This window comes from Citrobacter sp. BIDMC107, assembly GCF_001037575.1.
Classification (GTDB): Bacteria; Pseudomonadota; Gammaproteobacteria; order Enterobacterales; family Enterobacteriaceae; genus Citrobacter; species Citrobacter freundii.
Map to the genome: position 1 here is coordinate 92,355 of NZ_KQ089849.1, position 11,942 is coordinate 104,296.

General features: G+C 52.1%; 11 protein-coding genes. 6 read left to right on the top strand and 5 right to left on the bottom strand.

The annotated features are described in order from the left end of the window. Positions 1-3: 3 nt before the first annotated feature. The 3 genes from copD (at position 4) to pphA (ending at position 2,289) form a co-directional block, all read left to right on the top strand. Complete coding sequence (gene copD / locus SK39_RS21335) at positions 4-876, top strand: copper homeostasis membrane protein CopD (protein WP_032935389.1); 873 nt, start codon at positions 4-6, stop codon at positions 874-876. A gap of 20 nt (positions 877-896) precedes the next feature. Continuing rightward, entirely contained in the window at positions 897-1,235 is a 339-nt protein-coding gene (locus SK39_RS21340) for a YebY family protein (RefSeq protein ID WP_003034934.1), read from the top strand. Between the two features lie 412 nt (positions 1,236-1,647). Further along, positions 1,648-2,289, top strand: a complete 642-nt coding sequence (pphA, locus tag SK39_RS21345; protein WP_048217477.1) for a protein-serine/threonine phosphatase — start codon at positions 1,648-1,650, stop codon at positions 2,287-2,289. Here pphA and SK39_RS21350 read toward each other — a convergent pair whose 3' ends face one another. The 5 genes from SK39_RS21350 to yebS all read right to left on the bottom strand — a co-directional run bounded on the left by SK39_RS21350 (position 2,290) and on the right by yebS (position 8,307). Then, positions 2,290-2,481: a YdfD/YebW family protein gene (locus SK39_RS21350; RefSeq protein ID WP_003034941.1), complete on the bottom strand. Its 192-nt coding sequence runs from the start codon at positions 2,479-2,481 to the stop codon at positions 2,290-2,292. It abuts the gene before it with no gap. 102 nt (positions 2,482-2,583) lie between these two features. Beyond that, a complete protein-coding gene (locus SK39_RS21355) occupies positions 2,584-2,820 on the bottom strand; it encodes a YebV family protein (protein ID WP_029139506.1) in 237 nt (78 codons plus the stop codon). A 100-nt stretch (positions 2,821-2,920) separates the two neighbouring features. Then, positions 2,921-4,342, bottom strand: coding sequence for a 16S rRNA (cytosine(1407)-C(5))-methyltransferase RsmF (gene rsmF / locus SK39_RS21360; RefSeq protein ID WP_075261972.1), 1,422 nt, complete (start codon positions 4,340-4,342; stop codon positions 2,921-2,923). 79 nt (positions 4,343-4,421) lie between these two features. Next, the gene (locus SK39_RS21365) at positions 4,422-7,055 is read right to left on the bottom strand and encodes a PqiB family protein (RefSeq protein WP_003034947.1); all 2,634 of its coding nucleotides are present in this window, start codon (positions 7,053-7,055) and stop codon (positions 4,422-4,424) included. Next, a complete protein-coding gene (yebS, locus tag SK39_RS21370; RefSeq protein WP_003841983.1) occupies positions 7,024-8,307 on the bottom strand; it encodes a membrane integrity lipid transport subunit YebS in 1,284 nt (427 codons plus the stop codon). The genes SK39_RS21365 and yebS overlap by 32 nt, the downstream gene beginning before the upstream one ends. Positions 8,308-8,435: 128 nt before the next feature. Between yebS and SK39_RS21375 the strand changes: the two genes are divergently transcribed. From SK39_RS21375 to prc, 3 genes are all read left to right on the top strand, one after another. Then, on the top strand, positions 8,436-8,933 hold the full coding sequence (locus tag SK39_RS21375) for a GAF domain-containing protein (RefSeq protein WP_003034953.1): 498 nt from the start codon (positions 8,436-8,438) through the stop codon (positions 8,931-8,933). A 96-nt stretch (positions 8,934-9,029) separates the two neighbouring features. Then, entirely contained in the window at positions 9,030-9,716 is a 687-nt protein-coding gene (proQ, locus tag SK39_RS21380; RefSeq protein ID WP_003034957.1) for an RNA chaperone ProQ, read from the top strand. Between the two features lie 19 nt (positions 9,717-9,735). After that, positions 9,736-11,784, top strand: a complete 2,049-nt coding sequence (gene prc, locus SK39_RS21385; RefSeq protein ID WP_048217478.1) for a carboxy terminal-processing peptidase — start codon at positions 9,736-9,738, stop codon at positions 11,782-11,784. The last annotated feature ends 158 nt before the right edge of the window (positions 11,785-11,942 follow it).

The window sequence follows — 11,942 nt, forward strand, 5'->3', positions numbered from 1 at the left end:
CCGATGCTGGCATTTACCTGGGTTGCATTACGGTTTATCCATTTTACCACGTTGATGCTGGTGTTTGGCTGTGCGCTTTACGGCGCATGGCTGGCTCCCGTTTCGGTTCGTCGTTTAATGATGCGTCGTTTTTTGCGTCTGCAACGGCATGCCGCAACGTGGAGCTTTATCAGCGCGACGCTGATGCTGGCGATCCAGGGCGGGTTAATGGGCTCAGGCTGGCGGGATGTTATCTCTACAGATGTATGGGGCGCGGTGTTGCAAACGCAGTTTGGCGGCGTCTGGTTATGGCAGATTATCCTCGCGCTGGTCACTCTGGTGGTGGTTATTATCGTACCGCGTAGCATGCCGCGACGGCTGTTAATGCTGACGATTGCGCAGTTTATTTTGCTGGCTGGCGTCGGGCATGCGACGCTGCATAGTGGTATTACTGGGGCAATCCAGCAGGTTAACCATGCCTTGCATCTGATATGCGCCGCCGCCTGGTTCGGTGGCCTGCTACCCGTACTTTACTGTATGCGAATGGCGCATGGCCGCTGGCGAGAACAGGCCATCAGCACCATGATGCGTTTCTCCCGCTACGGGCATCTTTTTGTTATTGGTGTTTTACTTACCGGTATTATGAATGTGCTGTTTATTGTCGGTTTTTCTGTTCCCTGGCACATGGCTTACGGGCGACTGCTTTTGTTAAAAGGTGCCCTGGTCATGCTAATGGTGGCGATTGCGCTGGTGAATCGGTATGTTCTGGTACCACGCATGCAGCAGGATAACCGCGGCATGACTCTCTATTTTATTTGGATGACCAAGCTGGAATGGGGTATAGGAGCCGTTGTGCTGGCAATTGTCAGCCTGTTTGCAACCCTTGAACCTTTCTGATTGATGGACTGGCGAAACGCATGAAAAAAATCATTATCTCTTTATTACTCCTGGCAAGCTCCGGAGCCGCGCTGGCTGCGCCGCAGGTCATTACCGTCAGCCGTTTTGAGGTTGGCAAAGATAAGTGGGCGTTTAATCGGGAAGAGGTGATGCTGACCTGCCGCCCGGGTAACGCGCTGTATGTCATCAATCCCAGTACGCTGGTGCAATACCCGTTGAATGATGTTGCCAGACAGCAGATGGAGAGCGGAAAAACCACGGCAAAGCCGATCGAGATTATCCAGATTGATGATCCGGCGAAACCGGGCGAAAAAATGAGCTTGGCACCGTTTGTGGAGCGTGCAGAAAAGCTCTGCTAATTGTCAGATGTAGCGCTCTGATTTCCAATAAAAAACCGCAAGGATCTCACACGAGAACTTGCGGTTTTTGCGTTTGGATGCGTAACAAACGTCCTTTTTTTCCGGCCACTTTAGTCGCGGACTGGAAAACCTGGCGCTGTCATCTATTCTTAAATGGCAGGGTAACTTAGCCTGCATTAATGCCAACTTTTAGCGCACGGCTCTCTCCCAAGAGCCATTTCCCTGGACCGAATACAGGAATCGTATTCGGTCTCTTTTTATGTGGCGAATGCGATACCATCCAGGGCAAAACACGTCTTATCGCATGCTGCATTCTCCATAAACCATACCATACTCCTGCCCACGATCGTCCAGGCTTTTTTACCATCATTGCTAAAATTATAATCAGGTACCCTTGTACTCTGGAGGCGACATGGGACGACCTGACAATATCTATCAACGAATCGACGGTACGCAGTGGCGTCACGTCTGGGTGGTTGGGGATATCCACGGCTGCTTCTCGATACTGATGGCTAAACTGCGCCAGTACCGTTTTGATCCCTGGCAGGATCTGCTGGTTTCAGTGGGGGATGTTATTGACCGTGGACCAGACAGTTTGCGTTGCCTGAAATTATTGCGTAAACGCTGGATTGTCGCGGTCAGGGGGAATCATGAACAGATGGCGCTGGACGCGCTGGCGACGGGGGATAAATTCATGTGGTTAATTAATGGTGGCTCGTGGTATGCGCAGGCGGAGCAACCGGCAGCGAAATTCGCTCTTGAAGAGTGTTGGCAATTACCCTGGATTCTGGAGCTGCACTGTCAAAACGGCATACACGTTATTGCTCATGCCGATTACCCGGATGATGATTATCAGTGGCTAAAAAAGATCGATTTACAGCGTGTGCTGTGGGATCGTTCGAGGCTAATGAACAACGGTTGTGGGATTCGCGGCGCGGATCACTTTTGGTTTGGCCACACGCCGTTGCGCCATCGGCTGGATCGCGAGAATCTGCATTATATTGATACCGGTGCTGTATTTGGCGGCGAGTTAACGCTGGTACAACTGCAATAATCAAAAATCGCTGTATTCCTGGGCCGGGTGCCAGAAACTATCAATGTAGTCATCCGCGGGTAAACACCCTCCGTTACGAATACGTTGATCGTCCATCGATATCAGGCACTGCTGCTCAGTTTTGTAGACATCAACCACGATATCTTCACAACCGCCATCCAGGTAGCACACAAAAAGAACCAGCGTGAACATTCCATCCTCAAATGGTAAAGCCATAGCTGTAGTGTAGAAGATGTTGATAGATGAGGGAAATTAACCAAGAAATAACCCGTCTGGCGACGGGTTCTTTTTGAATCAGGCAAGGCGCATGATCCAGGCATCTGACTTACGATCGTAGTGTTCGCGAAATAGTACTGAATGTTCTCCGTTCAACAGGGCCGGGACGCTGGTATCGGCATCCCAGGCATCCAGTTGCATACATAAATCCGGGTCGGATTTACACGGAATGGTTAACGTTCGGTCCCCCGGCGATTCGCCATGTAACTCGGCGTCGTCGATTTCAAAAGCGCCAATGCGCACACTGGTTTTCATCATCGTGCTCTCCGTTAATTTGCTAATTGTGGTACGACCAGTTAGGTCGTCCATTTTTCAGCGTAGTCAACGTTAGCAAAAGCGCCAGTAAAAACGTGCGTTATCCCGTAAAGAGTTTGCCATCCCGGACAAGATCGCGTGGGTAGCTATTCTTCAGTCGCGATCCAATACGTTTTGCCAGACCGATAGGTTGATGCTGGAATGTAACCAGTACGTCGTCACTCGTCGGTGCGGTTTGTGGGTAGACATCCCGACCGCGGTACCACTCTTCAGCTTCGGCAAGCGTCAGTTCAAACGCATGGCTGTGATTTGGGTTGGCGAGCGCGATGACGGCTTCATGCTGCCAGCGGTAGCCTTTATTGTGCGTTTCAGCTAATTTGACGCCGAGTCGGGAAAAGCGGACTTTGCCGATCAGTGGCTCAATTTCTGTTGGGAATAGCCAAATCTCTTTATCGCGCTGCCACAGGCGGAAATTATCTTCCCATTGCAGTCCACAAGCGCTCGCGGCTTGCGCGACAAGCGCGGACTCGCGTCCTTTCAGCGGGCTAAACGGGAAGTTACCGACTTTATATGTCGGCGCAGGTAGTGGAGGGATGGCGGCTGTTTTGCGCAAACGCGCAACGAAGAAACCTTCGCAATCGTAAATTTGCGGAAACACATGCAGGAATCCTTCCGGCGTCAGAGCGCGTTCGGCCTGTGGAAATAAATCGCCGAGTGGTAAAAACTCGACGGCGTCCGGGTAGGTTTCAATCAACCACTGCATGACGTTTTCATTTTCGTCACGATTAAGCGTACAGGTCGAGTAAACCAACGTGCCGCCGGGGCGCAGAGCGTGAAAGGCGCTGTCGAGCAGTTCGCGCTGAGTTGCGGCAATTTCCAGATTACTTTCTGGCGACCAGTTTTTTAGCGCATCGGGGTCTTTACGCACTACGCCTTCCCCGGAACACGGGGCGTCCAGCAATATGGCATCAAATGATTCCGGCAACGCAGCGCCAAATACTCGTCCGTCAAAATGGGTCAGGGCGACGTTGGCTATCCCGCAACGGCTGATATTGGCATGCAGGACTTTGACGCGACTGGCAGAAAATTCATTCGCCAGAATGGCGCCTCGATTATTCATTTTTGCGGCAATTTGCGTGGTTTTGGAACCGGGGGCTGCCGCGACATCCATTACGCGTTCAGGGGTATTGCCTTCGGCAAACAGCGCAGCGACTGGCAGCATTGAGCTGGCTTCCTGAATATAAAACAGGCCGCTTAAATGTTCTGCTGTGCTACCTAGCGGCACTGACTCATCTTCATCGCGTTCGATCCAGAAACCTTCAGCACACCAGGGAACCGGAGTGAGAGACCAGTTGTAAGGTGCTGTCAGTGTGAGGAAATCGGCAACGGAGATTTTCAGCGTATTGACGCGAATGCTGCGGCGCAACGGGCGCTGACAGGCAGCGAGAAAATCATCGAATGAGAGCGTGGAAGGCATTGCTTCACGCATTTTAGTCAGAAAGGCGTCGGGAAAATAAGCCACTTGGTACCACCGGCAAAAAAACAGGTGCGCAGTGTAGCATAAGTGCTCCGGCGCGAGTACGCCGGAGCAAGGGGAGAGATTATCGTGGCAGGGCAGTTCCCCATTCACGCCACTCTTTCGGTTCGCTTTCGAGCAACAGGAAGTGTTTACCTGCCTGCGCTTTAGGAGCCAGCGGTGTGCCTGGTGGAGTCGCGAAGGCGATGCCGCCGCGGATGAACTGATTGAAGGTACCGGTCTTCACGACACCGCCGGTCAGGCCGAAGTCAAGATTGTAGCCGGATGCCAGCCAGAACACGGAGTTGTTGCGCACCAGATGCTGATAGCGCTGGCTAATGCGCATGGCAACCATCACACGATCGGAAAGCGAGCCCAGCGTCAGCCCGGTGACGGTCCCCACTTCAATACCTCTGAACAAAACCGGGGTTCCGATATTCAGCGAACCTGCTTCTGGTGCTTCCACCACAATACTCAGACCATCGAGGTAACGAGAGTCGGTAATGGTGGCTTCCTGCAGCTCAAAATCACGTCGCGGATTACCGCGTCCGGGTTCAACGTTGATGTACGGCTGCAGGATTGTATCCAGATGCTCCACGCCAGCTGCCGAAATTTGCGGGGTGATCACGGAGAAACGGGTACCGCTTCGCGCGAAGGTCTGCACGTATTCCGGGTACAGAACCGCTTTTGCCTGCACTTCGTTACGGGCGGTGATCAGCTCAAGCGTCTGAATCTGGCCGATATCGATTCCCAGGTAGCGAATCGGCATGCCAGCAGCGAGTTTACCGGCATCGAACGCATGCAGCGTTATCTGGCCGCCTACCGCACGCGCGGCGGTTTCCGAAGCATACAGAATGCGCTTGTCGCCTTTGCGTTGGCTGGCGCTGGCACCGCTTAAATTATCGAAGCTAATTGCCCCTTTGAGCGCGCGTGAAAGGGGAGATGCCTGTACGGTTAATCCGCTGCCGTTAAGCTGAACTTTTGCTCCGCCTTCGGCCCAGAACACGCTGTTGCTGGTCAACAGGTTGCGATATTCCGGTTTAATATGCAGATCGATATCAAACGCATCGGCGCGAGGACGAACGCTGATCACTTCACCGACCTCGAATTTGCGGTATAGAACCACCGAGCCGGCCTGCACATCAGGCAGCGTTTCGGCGCTCAGGCTGACCGTGGTGGTTGGCAGATCGCTCAGGCTGTTTTCAATCGCTTTTTCCAGGTTGGCATACAGCGGGTAGCTTTTTTTCATTTCCCCCTTCGTACCGGGCAAAATACGAATGCCGCCGCTGAGCCACTCGCTGGCGCTGGCGCCAAGGAACTCCACGCCATCAAGTCCGACTTTGACGTCCACGCGGCTGTTGACCACGAACTTACTGTCACCTTGCACCAGGTCACGATGCTGCGGTTCGATGGCAACGGTAAATGAAACGCCTTTGCTGGAAAGCGTGCGCTCAATCACCTGACCGACCTGTACGCCGTGGAGAATCAGCGGCTGGCCAGCATCAATACCGTAACTTTCCGGTGCGGTGAGCGTAAATGTCATGACCCCTGGATCGTGTAACAACGACTTCTCTGCGGGGATAACCACAAACTGGCTACGCGGCTCGCCTTCGCCGGGGACCAGTTCAAACGTTTTACCCGTCAGCAGTGAGCTGAGATTGGCATCGTTTAACGATAATTTAGGGCTGTGTAATTCAATCCGCGTGTTGTCGCGCAGCAGCGTTACGACGCTGGGGTCGACCGTCATTTCTCCAGTCACTTTACCGCCTGGATTTAAATCCAGTTTGGTGAGTTGGCCGACTTGTAATCCTTGATACATCAGCGATGTTGAGCCAGCTTTGAGTCCGTCCCCGCTGGGTAAGTCAAGCTTGACGATCACCCCGCGCTGGCTGTGCGCGAGATCCTGATATAAACCAAACGTGTCGTCGGCTGCGGCGGGTTTTGAGTCTTCAGGCGAATCAAAAGCAATGGCGCCATTGACCAGCGCGGCAAGACTCTCCAGTTTGATCTTCGCGCCGCTGAGGCTGACATCCGCATTCACACCGGAGACGTTCCAGAAGCGGCTGCCTTTTTTCACCAGATTGGTAAACCGACGTTCAATCAGCACGTCGATAGTTACGCCCTGATTGTTGGGGTTGATAGTGTAGTCATACACCCGGCCCACCGGAATCTTACGGAAATAAACCAGCGAACCGCTATTGAGCGAACCGAGGTCAGGCGCCCGCAGATGCAGCATCAAATCGCCATTATCCAGACGGTATTTGGGCTGCGTGTCGAGGGCAACGAAATGATCTTCTTCCTCGCCGGTTCCGGGCATCATGCCGATATAGTTACCACCAACCAACGCATCCAGACCCGAAACTCCGGCCAGCGACGCTTTCGGCGTGACCAGCCAGAACTGGGTATCTTTGCGCAGTGCATCTTTCATGCTCGATTTGATGCTGACGCGGACTTCAATTTTACGCAGATCTTTGCTGAGGTTGATATCCTGCACCGTGCCCACTTCAACGCCCTGATAACGAACGGGCGTGCGTCCTGGTACAATGCCGTCCGCGGACATGAAGTCAATGGTTACGGTATTGCCGCGATCTTCATAGCTTCCCCAGATAAGCCATCCTGCGATCATCAGCGCAATGAACGGCAGCAGCCAGAACGGAGAGATACGGCGTTTTGTTTTAATCTGCGCTTCAGTCTGCGAAGCGGGCGTTTCCTGACTCATGTGCATCCCAAAGTAAGCGGCTGTCCAGCCATTCCACAGCAAGAATAGTCAATATTACCGCCGCGCCGAAATAAAACGCAGCCGGTCCCATAGTAAAAGCAAGTATCTGATCGCGATTAATCAGCGACATGGTTAAAGCGATAACAAAGAGATCCAGCATCGACCAGCGGCCAATCCAGGTCACCATACGCAGCAGTTTTATGCGGGTACGCAATCCTTGCTCGCAGTTAAAATGGATGCTGATGAGCAACGTAAACATCACAATCACTTTGGTGAATGGCACCAGAATACTGGCGATAAAAACGATCGCCGCCACGCCGACGTTGCTGTTTGCCAAAGACATTATGCCTGACAGGATAGTGTCTTCCTGCCTACCACCGTTGACATAAATTACCGAGATGGGCAGCAGATTAGCAGGCAAAAGTAGGACAATCGAGGCCAGTAGCGCCGCCCAACACTTTTGGATGCTTTGATTCCTGCGCCAGCGCAGCGGGATATGGCAACGAGGGCAGCGACCCCGAGCGTCCGGATAACCTGTAAAGTGACAACCGAGGCAGACGCGGAGTTTTTCATCAGGGCGACGGGCTGGTCTTTGCGGGTAAAATCGGTCCCAAAGCTGCTCTACGTTGAGGTGCGACAGCGTCAAAATACTGAGGATCACCAGCGCAATAAAAGCAAACAGTCCCACACCGGGTTGCAAAAAAGCATAGTCCTGAACTTTGATTGACGCGACGCCAATGCCCACAAGATAGATATCGAGCATCACCCACTCTTTGAGCCTTTCCAGCATCAGCAGCACCGGGCGCAGGTTCATCCCAAGAATATTGCCAAACCACAGATAAGCAATTGAGGTCACGAGAATTAGCGGCGCGCCAGCGACGCAAAAAAGCACGAAAGAAGCAGTGAGGGGGTCACCTTGTCGGGTCATTTGCCAGATGCCTTGCATAACATTGGCATCAATGCGCACGCCTAATAAATAGATGTGCAGGAGTGGCTCTCCCCAGGCAAAGGGCATCAGCAGCAACATGGTGAAAGCCATTGCCGCAAGTCGCGTTAATGACCAGTCGCGTCCGTCACGAATTTTTGCCTGGCAGCGTGGGCAAAAGGCACTTTGGTGCGAACGCATTTTAGGCAAGCTAAATATCAGGTCACATTCAGGGCAGCGATGATAATGTGCACGAGGTAGTGCCTCACCGATGGACCTGATGGCTATTTTTTTAGTTGGCGTGATGCGTGGTGTCGTTAAGGCCATGTATCGCGAATCAAATTGTTGAAGTAATGTTATCTTAACTCATGACGGGAATGATCTTGAGCATTAACGCATTTAATGTTTATTTTAGTAGGCTGCAGTTTTAAGTAAGACAACTAAGTGATTACATAATGAACAAAATAGAGCTATACACGGATCTGAACCGTGATTTTCAGGCATTGATGGCAGGTGAAACCAGTTTTCTGGCAACGCTGGCGAATACCAGCGCATTGTTGTACGAGCGTCTTGCAGAAGTGAACTGGGCCGGTTTTTACCTGCTTGAGGACGATACGCTGGTGCTTGGTCCCTTCCAGGGCAAAATTGCCTGCGTGCGGATCCCGGTAGGGCGTGGTGTGTGCGGTACAGCAGTGGCGCAGAACCAGGTTCAGCGTATTGAGGACGTACATGCTTTTGATGGGCACATTGCTTGTGATGCCGCCAGCAACGCTGAAATCGTCCTGCCTATCACCGTCGAAAATCAGATAATCGGCGTGCTGGATATCGATAGCACGGCGTTTGGCCGCTTTACTGAGGAAGATGAACAAGGTCTGCGTACACTGGTGGCACAGCTTGAAACCGTGCTTGCAACGACGGATTACAAAAAATTCTTTGCGCACGTCGCAGGATAATCAACGGATAACGTAGCAATTACTGATGACGTCATTATAATGTCGCCTGTTCATGCCTGCGCTTGTTGGCTACGTCCGTTGTAATCAGGAAATTTCATGGAAAATCAACCTAAGTTGAATAGCAGTAAAGAAGTCATCGCGTTTCTGGCCGAACGCTTCCCGCAGTGTTTTAGTGCGGAAGGCGAAGCGCGCCCACTGAAAATTGGCATTTTTCAGGATCTGGTAGAGCGTGTTGAGGGCGAAATGAACCTCAGCAAGACTCAGCTCCGTTCTGCCTTACGTCTCTATACTTCAAGCTGGCGCTATCTGTACGGCGTTAAATTGGGCGCAACGCGTGTTGATCTCGACGGCAACCCTTGTGGTGAGCTGGATGAACAACATGTTGAACATGCGCGCAAACAGCTGGAAGAAGCTAAAGCCCGTGTTCAGGCGCAACGCGCAGAGCAACAGGCGAAAAAACGCGAAGCGGCTGCTGCTGCCGGTGAAAAAGAAGGCGCACCGCGTCGCGAGCGTAAGCCGCGTCCTGCACCGCGTCGTAAAGAAGGTGCAGAGCGTAAACCTCGCGCTGAAAAACCAGCAGCAAAAGCACCGCGTGCTCCTCGCGAAGAACAGCATACCCCGGTATCTGATATTTCAGTACTGACGGTAGGGCAGTCTCTGAAGGTGAAAGCAGGAAATAATGCGATGGATGCCACCGTATTAGAAATCACCAAAGATGGCGTCCGTGTACAGCTGAATTCGGGTATGTCTTTGATTGTACGCGCAGAACACCTGGTGTTCTGAAACGGAGGCCAGGCCTGGCATGAACACTTTTTTTAGGCTTACTGCGTTAGCTGGTCTGCTTGCATTAGCAGGCCAGGCACTTGCTGTGGAAGACATCACGCGTGCCGATCAAATCCCCGTTTTAAAGGAAGAAACCCAGCATGCGACGGTAAGCGAACGTGTGACGTCGCGTTTTACGCGATCACACTATCGCCAGTTCGATCTGGATCAGGCGTTTTCGGCAAAAATTTTTGACCGCTATTTGAATTTGCTCGACTACAGCCACAATGTGCTGTTGGCGAGCGATATCGAACAGTATGCAAAAAAGAAAACGGTCCTCGGCGATGAACTGCGCGCTGGCAAGCTGGATGTCTTTTACGATCTCTATAATCTGGCGCAAAAACGCCGATTTGAACGTTATCAGTACGCATTAAGCGTACTGGCACGTCCAATGGATTTTACCGGTAACGACACGTTTAACCTCGACCGAAGCAAAGCGCCGTGGCCGAAGAGCGAAGCAGAGCTTAATGCGCTGTGGGACGGTAAGGTTAAATTTGACGAACTCAGCCTGAAGCTGACCGGTAAAACCGATGCGGAAATTCGCGAAACGCTGACGCGCCGCTACAAATTTGCGATTCGCCGTCTGGCGCAGACCAACAGCGAAGATGTGTTCTCACTGGCGATGACAGCGTTCGCCCGTGAAATCGACCCACATACTAACTATCTCTCTCCGCGCAATACCGAGCAGTTCAATACTGAAATGAGCTTGTCTTTGGAAGGTATTGGCGCGGTTCTGCAAATGGATGATGACTACACCGTCATTAACTCCATGGTGGCAGGTGGTCCGGCAGCCAAGAGCAAGTCGATCAGCGTTGGCGATCGTATTGTCGGCGTTGGGCAGACGGGCAAGGGCATGGTCGATGTGATTGGCTGGCGTCTGGATGACGTCGTGGCACTGATCAAAGGACCTAAAGGCAGCAAGGTACGCCTTGAAATTCTGCCTGCCGGTAAAGGTACCAAGACGCGCACCGTGACGCTAACGCGTGAACGTATTCGTCTCGAAGACCGCGCCGTGAAAATGTCCGTGAAAACCGTTGGCAAAGAAAAAGTTGGCGTACTGGATATTCCTGGCTTCTATGTAGGCCTGACTGATGATGTCAAAGTCCAACTGCAGAAACTGGAAAAACAAAATGTCAGCAGTATTATCATCGATCTGCGTACTAACGGTGGTGGAGCACTGACTGAAGCGGTTTCGCTTTCCGGTCTGTTCATTCCTTCCGGCCCGGTGGTTCAGGTTCGTGATAATAACGGTAAAGTGCGTGAAGACAGCGATACCGACGGCGTTGTGTACTACAAAGGCCCGCTGGTGGTATTGGTCGATCGCTTCAGTGCCTCAGCATCAGAGATTTTCGCTGCGGCAATGCAGGATTATGGCCGAGCGTTGATCGTTGGTGAACCGACCTTTGGGAAAGGCACCGTCCAGCAGTATCGCTCCCTGAACCGTATTTACGATCAGATGCTGCGTCCGGAATGGCCAGCGCTGGGTTCTGTTCAGTACACGATCCAGAAATTCTACCGCGTAAACGGTGGCAGCACGCAGCGTAAGGGCGTTACGCCGGATATCATCATGCCGACAGGTAATGAAGAAACTGAAACCGGCGAGAAGTTTGAAGATAACGCACTGCCGTGGGACAGCATTGATGCTGCGACCTACACTAAGTCAGATAATCTGACGCCGTTCGGACCTGAATTGCTGAAAGAGCACAATGCACGTATTGCGAACGATCCTGAGTTCCAATACATCATGAAGGACATTGCGCGTTTCAATGCGATGAAGGATAAGCGCAACATCGCTTCTCTGAATTACGCTCAGCGTGAAAAAGAGAATAACGAAGATGACGCAATGCGTCTGGCGCGTATCAACGATCGGTTTAAACGTGAAGGCAAACCGCCATTGAAGAAACTGGACGATCTGCCGAAGGATTACCAGGAGCCGGATCCGTACCTGGATGAAACGGTAAAAATCGCGCTCGACCTGGCGCATCTTGAGAAAGAGAAGCCAGCGGAACAGCCCGCAACCAGTCAATAACCTCGAACAGGCACAAGAAATTGTGCCTGTTTTTTTAACAAGTGCATGAAGACGTCAGCCTGATACGATAAAATGTAAAGTTGTGTCTTTCTGGTGACTTAGCACCTATGGATGCTTGAAAATAGTCATAAGACCCATACGATATGGGTAATCGCATA

What these genes read in the sequence shown, in the direction of transcription:
- copD (WP_032935389.1), top strand. Translation starts at nt 4, where the DNA reads ATGCTGGCATTTACCTGGGTTGCATTACGGTTTATCCATTTTACCACG.
- SK39_RS21340 (WP_003034934.1), top strand. Translation starts at nt 897, where the DNA reads ATGAAAAAAATCATTATCTCTTTATTACTCCTGGCAAGCTCCGGAGCC.
- pphA (WP_048217477.1), top strand. Translation starts at nt 1,648, where the DNA reads ATGGGACGACCTGACAATATCTATCAACGAATCGACGGTACGCAGTGG.
- SK39_RS21350 (WP_003034941.1), bottom strand. Translation starts at nt 2,481, where the DNA reads ATGTTCACGCTGGTTCTTTTTGTGTGCTACCTGGATGGCGGTTGTGAA.
- SK39_RS21355 (WP_029139506.1), bottom strand. Translation starts at nt 2,820, where the DNA reads ATGAAAACCAGTGTGCGCATTGGCGCTTTTGAAATCGACGACGCCGAG.
- SK39_RS21365 (WP_003034947.1), bottom strand. Translation starts at nt 7,055, where the DNA reads ATGAGTCAGGAAACGCCCGCTTCGCAGACTGAAGCGCAGATTAAAACA.
- yebS (WP_003841983.1), bottom strand. Translation starts at nt 8,307, where the DNA reads ATGGCCTTAACGACACCACGCATCACGCCAACTAAAAAAATAGCCATC.
- SK39_RS21375 (WP_003034953.1), top strand. Translation starts at nt 8,436, where the DNA reads ATGAACAAAATAGAGCTATACACGGATCTGAACCGTGATTTTCAGGCA.
- proQ (WP_003034957.1), top strand. Translation starts at nt 9,030, where the DNA reads ATGGAAAATCAACCTAAGTTGAATAGCAGTAAAGAAGTCATCGCGTTT.
- prc (WP_048217478.1), top strand. Translation starts at nt 9,736, where the DNA reads ATGAACACTTTTTTTAGGCTTACTGCGTTAGCTGGTCTGCTTGCATTA.